Origin of the sequence: Mesorhizobium sp. ESP-6-2 (assembly GCF_020164675.1) — a bacterium.
Lineage (GTDB): Bacteria > Pseudomonadota > Alphaproteobacteria > Rhizobiales > Rhizobiaceae > Mesorhizobium.
Genome location: NZ_JAIUGT010000003.1, coordinates 408,391 through 424,545 on the forward strand (window position 1 = coordinate 408,391; position 16,155 = coordinate 424,545).

At 64.2% G+C, this 16,155-nt stretch carries 15 protein-coding genes; 7 read left to right on the plus strand and 8 right to left on the minus strand.

Annotation, left to right across the window (positions count from 1 at the left end; translation table 11 throughout):
- Positions 1-76: 76 nt before the first annotated feature.
- Entirely contained in the window at positions 77-709 is a 633-nt protein-coding gene (locus LB532_RS11495; RefSeq protein WP_140637709.1) for a LysE family translocator, read from the plus strand.
- A gap of 19 nt (positions 710-728) precedes the next feature.
- On the opposite strand, the gene LB532_RS11500 is transcribed toward LB532_RS11495, so the two are convergent.
- The gene (locus tag LB532_RS11500) at positions 729-1,553 is read right to left on the minus strand and encodes a DUF2189 domain-containing protein (RefSeq protein ID WP_140637708.1); all 825 of its coding nucleotides are present in this window, start codon (positions 1,551-1,553) and stop codon (positions 729-731) included.
- A 329-nt stretch (positions 1,554-1,882) separates the two neighbouring features.
- Between LB532_RS11500 and LB532_RS11505 the strand changes: the two genes are divergently transcribed.
- Positions 1,883-2,389, plus strand: a complete 507-nt coding sequence (locus LB532_RS11505) for a CAP domain-containing protein (RefSeq protein WP_140637707.1) — start codon at positions 1,883-1,885, stop codon at positions 2,387-2,389.
- Between the two features lie 38 nt (positions 2,390-2,427).
- Here the strand turns inward: LB532_RS11505 and LB532_RS11510 are convergent, their stop codons facing one another.
- The 4 genes from LB532_RS11510 to LB532_RS11525 all read right to left on the minus strand — a co-directional run bounded on the left by LB532_RS11510 (position 2,428) and on the right by LB532_RS11525 (position 7,319).
- Positions 2,428-3,960: a DHA2 family efflux MFS transporter permease subunit gene (locus LB532_RS11510; protein ID WP_140637706.1), complete on the minus strand. Its 1,533-nt coding sequence runs from the start codon at positions 3,958-3,960 to the stop codon at positions 2,428-2,430.
- Between the two features lie 310 nt (positions 3,961-4,270).
- Entirely contained in the window at positions 4,271-5,449 is a 1,179-nt protein-coding gene (locus tag LB532_RS11515) for an HlyD family secretion protein (RefSeq protein WP_140637705.1), read from the minus strand.
- Positions 5,446-5,925 (minus strand): MarR family winged helix-turn-helix transcriptional regulator, encoded by a 480-nt coding sequence (locus LB532_RS11520; RefSeq protein ID WP_140495025.1) that lies wholly within the window; start codon positions 5,923-5,925, stop codon positions 5,446-5,448. The genes LB532_RS11515 and LB532_RS11520 overlap by 4 nt, the downstream gene beginning before the upstream one ends.
- 368 nt (positions 5,926-6,293) lie before the next feature.
- Positions 6,294-7,319: a LacI family DNA-binding transcriptional regulator gene (locus tag LB532_RS11525; RefSeq protein WP_140637704.1), complete on the minus strand. Its 1,026-nt coding sequence runs from the start codon at positions 7,317-7,319 to the stop codon at positions 6,294-6,296.
- Positions 7,320-7,499: 180 nt separating this feature from the next.
- Here LB532_RS11525 and LB532_RS11530 point away from each other — a divergent pair, with 180 nt between their 5' ends.
- From LB532_RS11530 to LB532_RS11550, 5 genes are all read left to right on the plus strand, one after another.
- Positions 7,500-8,531, plus strand: a complete 1,032-nt coding sequence (locus LB532_RS11530; RefSeq protein ID WP_140637703.1) for a Gfo/Idh/MocA family protein — start codon at positions 7,500-7,502, stop codon at positions 8,529-8,531.
- 2 nt (positions 8,532-8,533) lie between these two features.
- Positions 8,534-9,439 (plus strand): sugar phosphate isomerase/epimerase family protein, encoded by a 906-nt coding sequence (locus LB532_RS11535; protein WP_181169236.1) that lies wholly within the window; start codon positions 8,534-8,536, stop codon positions 9,437-9,439.
- A gap of 84 nt (positions 9,440-9,523) precedes the next feature.
- Positions 9,524-10,528, plus strand: coding sequence for a substrate-binding domain-containing protein (locus LB532_RS11540; RefSeq protein ID WP_140637702.1), 1,005 nt, complete (start codon positions 9,524-9,526; stop codon positions 10,526-10,528).
- A gap of 85 nt (positions 10,529-10,613) precedes the next feature.
- A complete protein-coding gene (locus tag LB532_RS11545; protein ID WP_140638289.1) occupies positions 10,614-11,411 on the plus strand; it encodes an ATP-binding cassette domain-containing protein in 798 nt (265 codons plus the stop codon).
- Positions 11,408-12,451 carry an ABC transporter permease gene (locus LB532_RS11550; RefSeq protein WP_140637701.1) on the plus strand — a complete coding sequence of 348 codons (1,044 nt, stop codon included), beginning with the start codon at positions 11,408-11,410 and terminating at the stop codon, positions 12,449-12,451. The genes LB532_RS11545 and LB532_RS11550 overlap by 4 nt, the downstream gene beginning before the upstream one ends.
- 62 nt (positions 12,452-12,513) lie before the next feature.
- Here the strand turns inward: LB532_RS11550 and LB532_RS11555 are convergent, their stop codons facing one another.
- From LB532_RS11555 to LB532_RS11565, 3 genes are read right to left on the minus strand one after another with little or no spacing between them, the layout of a single operon-like run.
- Complete coding sequence (locus LB532_RS11555; RefSeq protein WP_140637700.1) at positions 12,514-13,653, minus strand: DSD1 family PLP-dependent enzyme; 1,140 nt, start codon at positions 13,651-13,653, stop codon at positions 12,514-12,516.
- On the minus strand, positions 13,650-14,942 hold the full coding sequence (locus LB532_RS11560; RefSeq protein ID WP_140637699.1) for a D-arabinono-1,4-lactone oxidase: 1,293 nt from the start codon (positions 14,940-14,942) through the stop codon (positions 13,650-13,652). Before LB532_RS11560 ends, LB532_RS11555 begins: the two co-directional genes overlap by 4 nt.
- A gap of 12 nt (positions 14,943-14,954) precedes the next feature.
- Positions 14,955-16,136, minus strand: a complete 1,182-nt coding sequence (locus LB532_RS11565; RefSeq protein ID WP_140637698.1) for an MFS transporter — start codon at positions 16,134-16,136, stop codon at positions 14,955-14,957.
- Positions 16,137-16,155 lie beyond the last annotated feature (19 nt).

Here is a 16,155-nt window from a genome sequence, read left to right on the forward strand (position 1 = left end):
GTGGGCGCCTGCCGCAACGGGCACATAGGGGCCGCACGCCGGATCGCATCCATCGCGGCACGCCTGGGGACGAACAATGCCCGATACCGCCAACCACCTCGCCTTCGCGCTGGTCTGCCTGGGCATGGTGCTGACGCCGGGTCCAAACATGATCTACCTGATCTCGCGCTCCCTGTCGCAAGGGCCGAAGGCCGGACTGATCTCGCTTGGCGGGGTCGCCGTCGGTTTTCTCTTCTATGTGCTGTCGGCGGCCTTCGGCATCACCGCGCTGCTGCTGGCCGTGCCCTTCGCGTATGATGCGCTGCGCTTTGCCGGCGTGCTCTATCTCCTGTGGCTGGCCTGGCAGGCGGTGAGGCCGGGCGGACGCTCGCCATTCCAGGTGCGCGACCTGCCGAAAGACGGGCCGCGCAAGCTGTTCGCCATGGGGCTGATGACCAATCTGCTCAATCCGAAGGTGGCGGTGCTCTATTTGTCGCTGCTGCCGCAATTCATCAGCATTGGCGAAGGTCACGTCCTGTCTCAGCTTCTTGTGCTCGGCGCGACGCAGATTTCGATCAGCCTGACCGTGAATGCCATCATCGCGGTGACGGCCGGCTCCATCGCCGCCTTTCTCGCCGGGCGGCCTTTGTGGCTGGTCATCCAGCGCTGGATGATGGGAGGCGTGCTGACGGCGCTGGCGCTGAAGATGGCGACCGACGCGCAGCGCTGAGGGCGGGCCCGGTGTTGGTCTACATCGGCCGTCTTGTCTGCTGCGTCCGCTCCGGCTCCACCACCTTGCGGTAGAGGTGCCAGGTGGCATGGCCAAGGATGGGCATAACGACCGCGAGCCCGGCAAACAGCGGGATCGAACCGATCACCAGCAGCACCGCGACCGTCAGGCCCCAAAGAGCCATCTGCAGCGGGTTTGCCATCACCGCCCGCACCGAGGTTTCTATGGCCGAAACGGCGCCGACATCACGGTCGAGCAGCAGCGGGAAGGCGACGACTGTGGTGGCCAACACGATCACGGCGAAAACGAAGCCGGCGGCGTTGCCGAGAAGGATCAGCGTCCAGCCCTTGCTGGTCGTCAGCACGTCGCGGACAAAGGCGCCGATCGAAGCCGGCGGCTGGTCGCCGAACAGGCTGGTGTAGATCGACTGCGCGGTGAACAGCCACAACAGGAACAGCACGAAAAGCATGATGCCGATGACCGCGATCGAAGGTACCGCCGGCGAGTGGCGGACATCGAGGGCATGCCGCCAGTTGGTGTTCATGCCGAGCTCGCGGCGGCGGCTGATCTCGTAGAGGCCGAGCGCGGCGAAAGGGCCGACAATGGCGAAACCCGACATCAAGGGATAGACGAGCTGAATGGCGTTGGAGCCAGACGTCCACTGCGTCAGGATCAAGCCGACGATGGGATAGATCAGGCACAGGAAAACGTAGTGAGACGGTTTTGCCCAGAAATCCTCGGCACCGAGCCGCAGCGCATCCCAGAGGTCCGATGTGGTGATGTGGCGCACCGTGGGCTGCACATGCATTCCACGCGCGTCCGCCATGACATGAAAGCTGGCCATAAGCTTTCTCCCTTTGTCGGGGGCGGTCACCACCGTGATGGCCGCCCGTAGCTGCCACTAGTAGATGTAACAGCATACCCGATTTGCCAGGGGCTGTCGCCAATTCGATGGTTCCGGACAGGCCATCACGGGATTGTCATCGCTGCCCGGCAGAAGCCGCGCGATCTTCGACATCGGATTTCTCGGATGGTGGGTCATTCGAAGCTGGATGGCCAAACGGAACGTTTGAAGACTACGCGGTGCGATCAGCGAAGGCCAAGGCATCAATTTCCTCGACAGTTTCTTCGGCTTGCCCGTCAAAAGCCATGATCGCGACTATGCAGGCAGGAATGAGCATTGTCATCGACCTCCCTCCAGAACCGCGCCCGACAAGGCGCTCCTTGCTGATCGGTCTTGCGGCCATTGCGGGGCTTGCCGCCTGCAGCACCGTTTCCGTGCCCACCGGTGAGGGCGCAGGTGTCTCTTCCTCCGCCACGGCCACCCTAGCCGACTTGCGCGCCGCGGCCGGGCGGAGTCCGCTGACCGCGGACACCCAGCTCGAACAGGCGGCGTTGCAGCAGGCCGGCTACATGGCGTCGCGGACGCGCATGAGTCACACCACCGGCTGGGGCAAGGATTTCGCCTCGCGCATGAAGGACAATGGCGTGCGCGGCGCTGCGGCCGAGAACATCGCCGAAGGCCGCTTCGACCAGCAGAAACTGTTCGATATCTGGATGCATTCGACCGGCCACCGGCGCAACATACTCGACGCGGACTTCAGCCGTTTCGGGCTTGCCTATGTCCGCGACGGCCGCGACCCCAGCCTCCGCTACTGGGCCCTGGTGCTCGGAAGGTAGCAAAGCCATCGCCGGCAGCGGACAGCCGTCGGCGAATATCAATCCATATGTGCCGCCGGCGCGCCGCCAGCCGGCGCCGTCTTCGGCTTGCGCAGCAGGATCACGAACGGAATGGCGGCCAGCGTCATGATCATCAGGATTTTGAAGTCGTTGACGTAGGAGATCATCATCGCCTGGATGTTCACCATCCTGTCGACCTGGGACAATGCCATCTGGTCGCCGCCGGCCGCCGCCGGCGAAACCGCCCACAGATTGGGGTTGAACGGATTGATAAAGGCGGAAAGCTCGGCGTGATTTATCTGTGTATTGCGCACCATGAGCACCGTCACGACCGATACGCCGATGGAAGAGCCGAGGTTGCGCACAAGGCTGAACAAAGCCGTGGCATCGGTGCGGAAGCGCACGTCAAGCGTGGCGAAGGCCACCGTCGACAGCGGAACGAATACCATTCCCATTCCCAGGCCCTGGATGATGCCGGAAGTGATGATCAGCCAGTTGTCCATCTGCGGCGAGAAGCCGGCCATCGTGTAGAGCGACTGCGCGGTCAGGAGGAAGCCGATGACGACGAGGATTCTGGCGTCGACCTTGCTCATGAGCCGGCCGACGACGAGCATCGAAATCATCGTGCCGACGCCGCGCGGCCCTATCACGACGCCGATGGTGATGGTCGGATAACCGAAGATGGTCGACAGCATGGGCGGCAGCAGCGACATGCTCGCCAGAATGAGCACGCCCATGACGAAGATGAACGCCAGCCCGGTCACGAAATTGCGGTCGAGGAAGATCTTGGGGTCGATGAAGGGATGCTCCGCGGTCATCGTGTGGATGATGAACACCCAGAAGCCAGTTATCGAAAGGCCAAGCTCGATCCAGATCTCGACCGACGAGAACCAGTCGACCTCGGCGCCACGATCGAGCAGCAGCTGCAGCGCGCCGACGCCGAGCGATATCATGGCGAAGCCGAAGAAATCGAAGCTTCGCACCCGCCGCGCAATGGCCGGCAGATAAGCGGCCATGCCGAGGAAGGCGACGATACCGACCGGCAGGTTGATGAAGAACACCCAGCGCCAGCTGAAATTCTCGGTCAGCCAGCCACCAAGCGTCGGACCCAGAATCGGCCCCAGCATGATGCCGGCGCCCCAGATGGCCATTGCCTGGCCGTGACGTTCCTTCGGGTTGATGTCGAGCAGGAAGGTCTGCGACAGCGGCACGATCGCGGCGCCGAACACGCCTTGCATGAGCCGGAACAACACGATGGTTTCAAGGCTCCAGGCCAGGCCGCACAGCATCGAGAAGATGGTGAAGCCGACCACCGCCGTCAGGAACAGTTCCTTGCGGCCGAAACGGTCCGCAAGCCAGCCGGTGACCGGCGTCATGATCGCCGCCGCGACGATGTAGGAGGTCAGCACCCAGTTGATGTTGTCGGGCGAGGCGCCGAGATCGCCGGTCATGGTCGGCAGCGCGACGTTGGCGATCGTGGTGTCGAGCGCCTGCATGATCGTCGCCAGCATGAGCGCAACCGTGATCAGGCCGCGATGCGGCACTTCTTTGAAAGGTTCTGGCGTGCTCATGATGCGGAACTTCCAGCCGGTAACAAAAACGTGTACACAGGGTTTCCGGGCGGCAAAGCCTTCCGTTGAGAGACCCTCATCGCGGTGGGACGCGATTATCGATGTGGGGGTTACATCGACCGAAGGTCTCGATTGAGCGGATGCCTGCCGCCCGGAAACATGAGGACCGACGGGTCCGTGTCGAAGATTTCAGCTTTCGATCAAACCGCGATGCGGTTTGCCCCGAAGGCTGACCCTTCCACTCCTCCCATCAGACCAATCCCCCTGCTCTGTGCGTCCACCCGCATGATCCCCGCGGGCTTCCGCTGATTTACTTCGCGGCCTCGCCAGCCGTGGCGTGGCCGAAAATGCCAGGCAGGCCGCGCGCCACGCCTGTGTCGACGGTGACGGCCGCGCTCATGCCTGTGCGCAGCATCATCTTGGCGTCGGGATCGCTCAGCTCCAGACGGACCGGAATGCGCTGGGTGACCTTGACCCAGTTGCCGGTGGCGTTCTGGGCGGGCAGCAGCGAGAAGTCCGCGCCGGTGCCGGCGCCGATGGCCTTGACGGTCGCTTCGAAGGTCCTGCCCGGATAGGTGTCGACCACGATTTCGGCCTTCTGGCCCGGCTTCATATTGGTCAGCTGCGTTTCCTTGAAATTGGCGTCGATCCAGGTATCGCCGGTCTCGACCAATGAAAACAACGGCGTGCCGGAGCCGACATACTGGCCGACCTTGAAGGAAGCGGCCTGGTAGACGACGCCATCGGCGGGCGCCTTCACGGTGGTCTGCGCCAGGTCGTAGGCAGCCTTGTCGCGCGCGGCGAGCGCCGACATCACGGTCGGATGTTTGTCGGTCTCGATATCGGGATTGCCGCCCAGCGCGGCCTTGGCGCTGACGATGCCCTGCTCGGCGACGGCAAGCTGCTGTTTTGCCTTGTCGAGATCGTTCCTGGCCTCATCGAGCGAAGACTTGGCGTTGATGCCTTTCTGGGCGAGATCGGCGGCACGGTCGTATTGCGACTGGGCATAGGCAACTTCGCTGCTGGCGGATTTCTCCTGCGCCATGGCCTGGCTGTAGGCGGCACGCAGCTGCTCGACGTTGAGCCGCGCCGCGGCCACCGCCGCGTCGGCCTGCGCAAGCGCGATCCGGTAAGGCTCGGGGTCAATGGCGAAGAGAAGATCGCCTTGCTTCACGCTCTGGTTGTCCGAGATTGCGACCTGAACGATGCGGCCCGCCGTGTCCGAGGCGATCGATACCTTGGCCTGCTGCAGGTTGGCGTTCTCCGTCTCCTGGTAGCGCCCCCCAGTGACCCAGACATAGCCGCCACCAATGACCAACGCCGCCGGCAGGGCGAACATCAACAAGAAGCGGCCGAGACGGCGCTTCTTCCTTGGCGCCGGTGCCGGCTCTGCCGGAGGTGCCACTGTAACAGGGGCCGCGGCCGGCTGCTGCGGCGCTTCCATTTCCACTTTGGCGGCGTTTTCGTCAACCTTGGCTACCGCGTTCATGCTGCTGCGCCTTCCGTATTCTTGACCTTGTCGCAGGACGGTGAATCGCCATCCGCGAGATTCTGTGCCATCGCATCCAATGCCCTGATCAGGACGCGGCGATCGTCCGGCGAAACGCCGGTCAGCGACTCCTCATAGACTTCGCCGGCGAGGCTCTTGACCTCCGCATACGCGGCACTTGCCTTGGGAGTTGGGAAGATCATGCGCACCCGGCGATCGGCGGCGTCGGAGCGGCGCTCGATCCAGCCGCCCTCCTCCATCCGATCGACCAGCCGCGAGACGCTGATCGGCTCGATTTCGAGCAGTTCGGCAAGCCGCGCCTGCGAAACGCCGGCTTCCTTGGCGACGCGAACCATCAGGCGCCATTGCGCCGAGGACAGGCCAAGGCCGCTGGCGCGCGCTTCGAAGCGCTTTCGCATCAGCCGCTGCACGTCGTGGATCAAAAATCCCAATCTGTCTACGCCTTCGGAAACCATGAGTGGGATATATAATAAGCGTGCTTATCATTCAAGTCCGGCACTGTTCCAGAAGCCGGCAAACGTGCATGGCAGCCGTGCGGCACAATCATGGCTGCGTCCCATGATTTGCGGCCGCCGCTACACCCATCACAAGCGGTTGCGGATCAGCATGGTGACAACGAAGAAGGCGCCGAGTGAGCTGGTGATGATGCCGATCGGCAGTTCCTGCGGGCAGCAATGGCTTCGACCCGAAAATCGGGCTTCACCATGTTCCCTTTTCACCCCTTGCCTTGCGGCGCGGGGACCATCACGAGTCGGAGCCTAGGATGCAGGCAGCGTCAAGGCAAGGTCGATGTATGTTCTGTTATAACAATACAATCGTCTGGTCAATCGCTATCGCGCGCCACCAGTTCCAGCGGCCAGACCTCGCGAATGATCTCTGGCCCTTTCGCGCCGGCGAAAGCCGGGAGCGAGGCGAGCAGGATTTCGCCAAGCCGCCGCCCCATCGGGTCAAGGCTCGGACGAAAGCCGGTCAGCGCCGGCGAGAAATAACGGCAGAGCGGCGTGTCGACGATGACGATCACCGCGACATCCTGCCCGGGCTTGATCCCCATTTCGGCGAGCGCTTTGCAGCCGCCGAGCGCCATCGAGTCGTTGTTGAAGATAATCGCGGTCGGCGGATCCTTCGACCGCATGACTTGCGGTGTCACCGCGTAGCCACCGGCTTCGTTGATAAAACCATCCACAATCAGGCCGGGATCGACTTCGATGCCGTGCCGCCGCAGCGCCTTGCAATAACCCTCCAGAAACAGATAACCGAAATTCAGGTCAAGCGACGGCCGGATGGCGGCGATGCGGCGGTGGCCACGCGTAACCAGCCGGTCGACCGCATCGGCGCCCGCCTTCTCGAAATCCAGATCCAGAGAGGGATAGCTGTCGTCGCCGGACCGGCTTCGGCCGAGCGTCGCGAAGGGAAAGCCGGCCTTGCTCAGATAGTCGATGCGATCGTCCTCGCGCCGCGTCCAGGCCAGCACGACGGCATCGGCACGACGCGTCTCGACGACGCGGCGCAGCCGCTCCTGCTGATAATCCGCCGGCGCGCCCATGACGATGATCAGGTCCAGCCCGCATTCGGCCAATGTCGCTTGCAGTCCGGTGAGGAAGGGAATGAAGAACGGCTCGCCATATTGCTGATCGCCCGGATGCGGCTGCAGCATGAAAGCCACTGCATGAGTGGTGCCGCGGCGCAGGTTCCTGCCCGAATGGTTCGGTGAATAATTGAGCTTCCGGGCCGCCTCGAGCACGCGCTGGCGTGTCTCGGCGTTCACGTCGGCACGCCCGTTAAGCGCGCGCGAGACCGTACCGATCGAAATATTCAGGTGCCGCGCAAGATCGTGAATGCTGGACGCCAAGACCTCCCCCTCCTGCTTCTGGCTAGCACCAGCCGGTCGTGCGGCCAAGGCGTTTCAGAACCGACGGTACAAATCCGATTGACAATATACGCCATCGGGTGTGTCATCGTAAACGTTTACGGAAGTCATTTACGGACTGCCGTGGTGCCAGCCAGGAGGGGTTGGCCGGAGGAGCGCTGGATGATGCACGTCGTCCTGGTCGGGTGCGGAGCCATGAGCAAAACCTGGCTCGAGGCCATCAGCCAATCCCCTGCCGTCAGGATCGTCGGTCTCGTCGACCTCGACGCCGACAGGGCGCGCCAGCGGGCCCGCGAATACGACCTCGCCGGGGTCGCGATCGGGACCGATCTCGACGCCATTCTGGGCCAGACCCGACCCGATGCGGTGTTCGATGTGGTCGTGCCCGCCGCCCGCCGCGCCGTGGCGAATTCGGCCTTTGCCCATGGCTGTCATCTGTTGACGGAAAAGCCGCTGGCCGACAGCCCGGACAATGCGCGCGCCATCATCGACGCTGCCCGGCGTGCGCGACGCGTCCATGCCGTGGTGCAGAACCGCCGCTACGTCGCCAACGTCCGGCGCATCCGGCGCTTTCTCGGCTCCGGCGCCATCGGCGCTGCGACCAGCATCCACGCCGATTTTTTCGTTGCGCCGCATTTCGGCGGTTTCCGCGAAGACATGCGCCACGTGCTGCTGCTCGACATGGCGATCCATACGTTCGACGCCGCCCGCTACATGATAGATGGCGAGCCGACCGAAGTGTATTGCCGGGAATGGGAGCCGGCCAATTCCTGGTACCGGCAGGGATCGTCGGCAAGCGCCACCTTCGAACTCGGCCAGGGCAAGATGTTCACCTATCGCGGCAGCTGGTGCGCCGACGGCTTCCGCACCAGTTGGGAAGGCAGTTGGCGCATCGTCGGCGAACGCGGCAGCCTGACCTGGGATGGTCATGACGAGTTGAAGGCCGAAGCCGTGCTGCCGGAACGTGAAGGCCTGCTCGACAAGGTCGTGCCGGTAGCGGTGCCGCCGCTCGACCCTACCGACCGCATCGGCGGGCATCTCGGCGTCATGGAAGATTTCGTCCGCGCCGTGGAAACCGGCACAGAGCCGGAGACGCGCGGGGCCGACAACGTCAAGAGCCTGGCCATGGTTTTCGCAGCGATCGAAAGCGCCGAGACCGGGCTCCGGATCGAAATCCCCAGGCAGGAAGGATGATCATGCCGAACCCGCTTCTCGACATCAGGATCGGCACCATGGTGCGGGCCAATCTCGAAGATCCGGCCGCCTATATCAGGCAGATCCTGCCGCTCGGCTTCGAGAGCATTCAGCCCTTCTTCTGGCAGACGCTGGGCGGCAAGGACCTGCCGCGGCTGGCCGGCGAGATTCGCGAGGCGATCGGCGACGCCGACGTCACCCTCTCCTCGATCGGCGTGTTCGGCAATCCGCTCGAGATCGGCGATACCGACCGGGGCGTGCTCAAGGCCTGGGAGACGGTGATCGACAATGCGCATCTGTTCGGCACCAATTTGGTCAGCGGCTTCACCGGTCGCATTCGCGGCAAGCCGCTGACCGACAGCCTGTCGCGCTACCGCGAAGTGTGGGGCGAATTGGCCAGGCGCGCGGCCGACAAGGGCGTGCGCATCGCCTTCGAGAATTGCGCCATGGACGGCAACTGGGCGGGTGGAGACTGGAACATCGCCCACAATCCCGATGCCTGGGAGCTGATGTTCAACGAATTGCCCAACGACAATCTCGGCCTGGAATGGGAGCCCTGCCATCAGCTCGTCTACCTGATCGACCCGATCCCGCAGATCCGCAAATGGGCGCCGCGCATCTTCCATGTCCACGGCAAGGACGCGACGGTGCGCTGGGATGTCATCCGCGAGCACGGCGTCTTCGGCCGCCTGCCTTTCGTGCAGATGCGCACGCCCGGCTTCGGCGACAGCGACTGGACGCGTGTGATCAGCGAATTGCGGCTGGCCGGATACAAGGGCGCCATCGATATCGAAGGTTGGCACGATCCGGTCTATCGCGACGATCTTGAAATGACAGGCCAGGTCCGCGCGCTGGAATATCTCCAGCAATGCAGAGGAGGCCTGAGCTACCTGCCGAACCCGACGTGAGAATTGGCCGGCGGGAGGAGCCGGACGGGATTGCCGAAGCAGATGTCGAAACCCTCGCTCGCGAGGACAAAGGGAGGAACGTGCATGAGCATCGCCAAGAGAACGACACTTCTGCGCACGACCGTGGTGGCGGCCGCCACCGCGCTCGCCGCCATCTCCACCTTGCCGGCACAGGCGCTCGACGCGCAATGGTGCAAGGACGTTCACATCCGCTTTTTCGTCGGCGGCGCCGAGGGCGACGCCTTCGGCACCATTGTCTACAATGGCGCCAAGCAGGCTGCGGCCGATCTCGGACCGAAGGTCGACTACATCTTCTCAGGCTGGGACATCGAAAAGATGGTCCAGCAGCTGCGCGAGGCGGTCGCTGTCAAGCCCAGCGGCATTGCCATGATGGGCCATCCCGGCGACGCCGCCATCATGCCGCTGGCCGAACAGGCGCATAAGGACGGCATCAAGATGATGTATCAAAACGTGCCGGTGCCGACGGTGGTGGCGGCCTTCGGCGGGGGCTATGTCGGCGCGCAGCAGGAACAGCAGGGCCGCGCGCTTGGCGCGGAAGCCTTCAAGCTGGCCAAGCTCAAGGCCGGTGACAAGGCCATCATGATCGGCCCGTTCGAGAACGAGAGCCGCGGCGCCCGCGAGCGAGGAACCGTCTCCGCCTTGAAAGAGGCCGGCATCGATGTCGTTCAAATCAATTCCGCAACCGAATGGGCGGCCGATCCGAATCTGGCGATCCCGGTGATCACCGCCGCCTTGCTCAACAATCCCGGCGTGAAGGCCGTCGGCTACCCCGGCGGGCAGATGCTCGGGAACGTTCAGACCTATATGACGGCGGCGGGCCGGAAGCCGGGCGACATCTTCAATTTCGGCTTCGACACCAGCCCGCAGATCGTCGAGGCCTTCAAGGGCGGCTGGGTGCAACTGACCGCCGACCAGCAGCCGTTCATGCAGGGCTATCTGCCGATCCTCAGCCTCTGCCAGCAAGTGGTGCTGGGACTGGCACCGATGAATGTCGATACCGGCGCCGGCTTCGTCACGCCTGAGAATTACAAGATCGTCGCCGAACTGGCCAAGCAGGCACTGCGCTGACCTCCCAAGCCGCCGGCCGGGGGCTTAGGCCCGGCCGGCGGGACCGCCGGCGAGAGCCGGCATGCGACAAGCAAGCGAGGACCCGATGGCCGAACGCATCATCGAACTGCGCGACATCACGAAATCCTACGGCCAGGTCTATGCGCTTGGCGGGGTCAATCTCAGCGTCGACCGCGGCGAGGTGGTCGGACTGATCGGCGACAATGGCGCCGGCAAGTCGACGCTGATCAAGATTCTTGCCGGCGCGGTCAAGCCCACCAGTGGCGAGATCCTCGTTCGCGGCAAACCGGTCACCGGCTGGAACGCGGCGCGCTCGCGCGACGCCGGCATCGAGACCGTATTCCAGGATCGTGCGCTGGCCGTGCAGCAGACCATCGTGCGCAATATCTTCATGGGGCGCGAACTCACCGGTTTCCTCGGCTGGCTGAAGGTCGGCACCGAAATCAGGGAGGCGAGCCGGCTGATGCGCGAGATCGGCTTCACTTCGAAAGTGTTCACGCCGCAGTCCGTTGTCGGCCAGCTTTCCGGCGGCGAACGCCAGGGCGTGGCGATCGCGCGCGCCATCTACAAGCAGGCCGACCTGATCATCCTCGACGAGCCGACGACGGCTCTGTCGCTGACCGAAACCGCCAAGGTCTTCCACTTCGTGCGCCAGGTGCGGGCGAGCGGGCGCTCGATCCTGTTCATCGGCCACAACATCCACCATGTCTTCGACATCGCCGACCGTTTCGTCGTGCTCGATCGTGGCACTGTGGCGCTACAGGTCGACAAATGCGACATCAAGTCGGCCGACACGCTCGTCAATTTCATGGAAGACCTCGCGCATCCCGGCGGCCTGCCCGGCTTGGGCGAAGCCCAGCGCGCGGAGGACACAAGGCCATGAGCAACATCGCCGAACCCAATCGCCATGCCCCCTCGCCCCGTACCGAAATGGGCGAAGCGGCGTGGAAGCACCCGTCCGATCATTTGCTGCGCGGCTTCGTTCTCGACAATCGCGCGGCGCTGGGCACGCTCGGCGTGTTCGTGGTGATGATGGTCGCCTTCACCATCGCCAATCCGACCGTGTTCACCACCTGGTTTCTTTACAGCTCGGTGCTGACCACGCTGCCGGTGGCGCTGTTCGTGGTCGTGCCGCTGGTCTTTGTCGTCACTGCCGGCGAAATCGACCTGTCGTTTCCGGCGACGATGGGTTTTGCCTCGTGGGTTTTCGCGCTGGTCGTTCAGGCCGGCTACGATCCGTTCCTCGGCATCGTCGCAGCACTCGCCACAGGCATGCTGCTCGGCTTCCTGGTCGGCGTGCTGGTCGTCTATGGCAGCCTGTCGTCGCTGATCGCCACGCTCGGCATGAACTTCCTGCTGCGCGGGCTGATCCAGATCATCAACGAAGGCAAGTCGACCGCGCTGCCGACGCTCGGGCAAAGCTGGACCTATACGATCTTTTCCAGCCAGGTTTACGGCATTCCGGTGCAGATTCTGTGGGCGCTCGCCTTCGTCGTCTTCGCCGCGCTGCTCTACAACCGCCACCGCTTCGGCGCGCAGGTGAAGGTGGTCGGCGACAATCCCGACAGCGCCCAGCAGATGGGCATCGACGTCAAGCGGGTGAAGGTCAAGGTGTTCGTTTTCGTCGGCATCGGGGCCGCGATCGGCGGCACCTTCTCGACGATGATCAACTTCACCTGGTGGCCAACCGCCGGCGACGGCTATCTGTTGCCGGTGCTGGCTTCGGTGTTCGTGGGCGGCACGCCGACCTGGGGCGGCATCGGTACCGTGCTTGGCGGCGCGATCGGCGCACTGACGGTGGCGTTCATCCAGACCGGCGTCGTCGCCGCCGGCCTCAGCGGCTTCTATGTGCAGTTCTTCAACGGGCTGATCATCATCCTGTCGCTGCTTGGCCACCGATGGAACCAGGCGCGCTACCGCTGAAGCATTGCCGTTCGGCACGACCGTCGAGCTCATCCGGGTGGTGAAGCAATGGCCGCAACGCCCTACCCCATCGGCAGCGCGGGCCAGCGGTCCACGAGCCTGCCGCCCGAAAAAACCGCGATCGGTCCGAACTGCTGCAGCACCGCCTCGCTCTGCGTTGGGCGCAGGAAGGCGTAGTCGCCGGACCTGGTGGTGGCATCGCCGGGTAGGCCCATGAACTGCTGGTTCGAAGAAAGGCCAAGCAGGCCATTGGCCTTCATGCCTTCGGGAAACACCGGTTCGGCCATCCATTTGCCGCCATAGAGATAGCAACCCTTGCGCGGAAACCGACCGATCGTCTGCAGCAGGCGGGTGACCGCCGGCGGGCCTGGCAGCATCGGCTCGACCACCTTGAGGATCGGCGTGGCGATGAAGGCCGCGGGCTGGAAGCCGTCGAGGCCGGGCGTGTCGAAATCGCCGGGCAGCACGAAGGCCGACCCGATCGACACTTCGTTGGCCATGCCGCCACGATGAAGCAACGCGGTCTTCGAGCCGCCGATGTTCAGTATTCGGCGCTGGTCCTCGCCGAGAGCCGCGATGAACGCCGCGGCCCGCTGCGACGCCTCTGCCAGCGCCTTCTTGGGCCCGCCGAACAGACCGGGAATGTGCGGCGCGTGCGCCTCATAGGCCATGACGCCTTCGCAGCGCAACCGGGCGGGCAGCGCGTTCAATGCCTTCGACAAGGCCTGCGGTTCGGCGAACCCGCCGCGATGCAGCCCGACATCGATCTCGAAAACGATGCGCAACTCGGTCTCGAGTTCGGCGGCCAGAGCGCCGTATTCCGCCAGTCTTTCCTCGCTGTCGATCAGCCAGCAGACGCGCGACCAGTCGGCGGTGCCGCCTGAAATCGCCTGCTTTGCCGCGCCGACCGGCATCGGCTTGCCGTAGAGCATGTCGGCATCGGGAAAAGCGTCGAGCACGGCCCTTGTGATCGGCGGATGAAACGTCATGAAGCGATGGGTGCCGAGCGCCCCGGCGATGTGCGAAAGCAGCGGCAGGCAAGCAAGCGACTTGTCGACCAGCCGCACGGCAAGGCCGGGCGCCAGTCTCTGCTTCACCAGGTCGATGTTGCGGTCCAGCCGGTCGCGGTCGAGCACGAGACAAGGCTGAAAGACGCCGGCTGCCCTCAACGCATCCGACAGCGCGGTGAAATAGCCGCTCATTGGCCGATGCCGAACAGGCCGGCCATGTAGGGCGAGACGAAACGGTTCTCGGGATCGGTGTCTCGCCGAACGGCCATGGCATCATCCCAGCGCGGATAGAGCTTTTTGAGATCCGCCGCCTTCAGGCTGTGCATCTTGCCCCAATGCGGCCGGCCGCCATGCCTGCGGAAGATCGGCTCGGCCGCCCGCATGAAGGGTTCAGGGTCGTTGGCGGCATCGTGATGAATGGCGATCGAGCAGGTGAGACGCTTGTAGAAGGGCGAAAGCCAGAACATGTCGGGTGCCACCGAGCGCACCTCCATCGGAAAATAGACTTCCGGAAAGTGCTTCTCGGTCAGCTCGATGATCTGGGTGATCACCTTCGGCCCCTCCTCGAAGGGCAGATGATACTCCATCTCGTTGAACTTGGTCTGCCGGTCGCTGGCATAGACGTTGAGCCAGTCCTGCACATAATCCTCGGCCGCCACCTTTTTCACGGCGCCGCGGATCAAAGAGCGGCGCAGCCATGGCAGCCGGCGCAGCGCCCTGCTCAGCTTGCGTAGCGTCGCCAGTCCGGCCTCGTCGTCGTCGGTGGGCCTGGTGGTCGGGTTCGCGTCGCTGAGGTCGCTGGCGATGAACTGCGCGTAGCCGGAAAACGGAATGTAGTAGAATTCGGCCGACCGGTGCGCGGCCATCATCGTCTCGAAGTCGCGCAGCATGTCGGCGATCGGCAGCACCCACTTGCGGCGGCGCAGCCGGTAGGTCGCGATGTTGTTCAGCGTGACTTCGCTCAAGATGCCGAAGGAGCCGAGCGCAACGCCCATCGCATGGATCATGTCCTGGTCGCGGGTCTGATCGAACTCGCGCAACTCGCCCCGCCCATCCACGATCTGCACCGTCTCCAACCGGGTGTGATAAGCACCCAGTGTCAGCCCGGAACCATGGGTGGCGGTGCCCAGCGCGCCGCCGATCGCCTGGCGGTCGATGTCGCCCATATTGGGCAGGCCCTGGCCGATGCCTTGCAGCATGTGCATCAGCGGGCCGAGCCGCGTCCCTGCCCGCACCCGCGCGCGATGGCTTTGTACGTCGTGCGAGACCAGCCCCTCGATCTTCTCCAGGGAAACGATCGCGCCTTGCGATGCCACCAGCGGCGTGAAGGAGTGGCCAGCACCCGCCACGCGCAGCGGCCCAGGTGCCGTGCGCACCAGATCGGCAAGCTCGCCGGCGTCGGTTGGAGTGGCGACCAGCTTCGGCTCGGCGCGCACGAAGCCCGACCAGTTGCTCCAGTTCCGCGCGGTGATCGTCGACATCTGGCCGTCCCGTCAGACGCGCCGACGGCGCATAGTGGCCACGAACAGGCCAAGCAGGGCCACGCTGACAAACGCGCTTGCCGCAGCGAATTCCGGCACGGGCCGGAAATCCTTGCCGTCGATGAGCAGCGACGCCGCCACCGGCCCGATCGCCAGGCCGAAGAGCTGTGCGGCCGGCACCAGCAGCACGGCGGTACGCGTCTCGTCCGCCGTGATCGCCAGCCGGATCTGGTAGGGTACGATGAACAACAGGATGAAGCCCATGACCAGGGCGGCGATCCAGAATGTCGTCAGGCCAGGTGCGCTGGCAAGAACAAGGGAGGAGACCAGCGCGACGGCACCGATGGCCGCAATGGCAATGCGGTAATCGATGCGCGCCTCGAACACGGTTGCCGTGATCGCGCCCAGGACCTGCGTCGCCAGGCTGGCCGAGACGATCAGGCCGACGGTCCAGCTATCAATCCCATACTGCGCACCGAGCGGTTCAAGGAAGGCCCAGATCGCGCCGAAGTACATGAAGTAGCAGAAAACCGACACTAGCGCGGTGATCGACGGAACCGTCAGCACATTGGCCAGGTTCTCCTCTTTCGGCAGGTCGGCGTAGTCACCGGGCACGGTGATGGCGGCCACCAGCGAGACGATGCAGACGACGGCAAGCACGATGAAGCCGCCGGACGACCCGGCCTTGGGAATGACATAGAGCGCCAAAAGCAGAGCGAGCGCGCATTGCGCCAGGGTCTGCAGCGTCATGAAATAGCCGCCGATGCGCTCGGCCCGGCGCGAACGGGCGATCAGTTCGGTGGCGATCGCGACCAGACCACCTTCAGCCAGCCCGGCGAGGGCGCGGGCGGCGATCAGCGCATTGGCGCTTGCGGCGTGCGCCGTCCATACATTCGCCAGGGCCAGCAGGATCAGAAGGACGGCGCTTTTCCAGCGCATGTTGCGCGCGGAAAACAGCATCGCCACCACGGCTGAACCGATGGCGATGGCGATCATCTCCGCGGTGGCGACCAGCGCCAGTTCATCGCCGCTGACATGGCCCTCGGTGTAGAGAGCGCCAAGCAGCACCGGCTGAAGCCCGAGGATCAGCAGCCCGACCGAGCCGATCCATAATGCGGAGCCGAGCTCGACCCCGGTCGGATTGCCGACCAGCCAATCGCCATTTTCCGCTTGTACGGCTTCCGTCGCAGTCACGAGGCGCCTCCCAACGTCC

What these genes read in the sequence shown, in the direction of transcription:
- LB532_RS11510 (WP_140637706.1), bottom strand. Translation starts at nt 3,960, where the DNA reads ATGAGCACGCCAGAACCTTTCAAAGAAGTGCCGCATCGCGGCCTGATC.
- LB532_RS11505 (WP_140637707.1), top strand. Translation starts at nt 1,883, where the DNA reads ATGAGCATTGTCATCGACCTCCCTCCAGAACCGCGCCCGACAAGGCGC.
- LB532_RS11545 (WP_140638289.1), top strand. Translation starts at nt 10,614, where the DNA reads ATGGCCGAACGCATCATCGAACTGCGCGACATCACGAAATCCTACGGC.
- LB532_RS11560 (WP_140637699.1), bottom strand. Translation starts at nt 14,942, where the DNA reads ATGTCGACGATCACCGCGCGGAACTGGAGCAACTGGTCGGGCTTCGTG.
- LB532_RS11535 (WP_181169236.1), top strand. Translation starts at nt 8,534, where the DNA reads ATGCCGAACCCGCTTCTCGACATCAGGATCGGCACCATGGTGCGGGCC.
- LB532_RS11530 (WP_140637703.1), top strand. Translation starts at nt 7,500, where the DNA reads ATGATGCACGTCGTCCTGGTCGGGTGCGGAGCCATGAGCAAAACCTGG.
- LB532_RS11500 (WP_140637708.1), bottom strand. Translation starts at nt 1,553, where the DNA reads ATGGCCAGCTTTCATGTCATGGCGGACGCGCGTGGAATGCATGTGCAG.
- LB532_RS11520 (WP_140495025.1), bottom strand. Translation starts at nt 5,925, where the DNA reads ATGGTTTCCGAAGGCGTAGACAGATTGGGATTTTTGATCCACGACGTG.
- LB532_RS11540 (WP_140637702.1), top strand. Translation starts at nt 9,524, where the DNA reads ATGAGCATCGCCAAGAGAACGACACTTCTGCGCACGACCGTGGTGGCG.
- LB532_RS11550 (WP_140637701.1), top strand. Translation starts at nt 11,408, where the DNA reads ATGAGCAACATCGCCGAACCCAATCGCCATGCCCCCTCGCCCCGTACC.
- LB532_RS11515 (WP_140637705.1), bottom strand. Translation starts at nt 5,449, where the DNA reads ATGAACGCGGTAGCCAAGGTTGACGAAAACGCCGCCAAAGTGGAAATG.
- LB532_RS11555 (WP_140637700.1), bottom strand. Translation starts at nt 13,653, where the DNA reads ATGAGCGGCTATTTCACCGCGCTGTCGGATGCGTTGAGGGCAGCCGGC.
- LB532_RS11495 (WP_140637709.1), top strand. Translation starts at nt 77, where the DNA reads ATGCCCGATACCGCCAACCACCTCGCCTTCGCGCTGGTCTGCCTGGGC.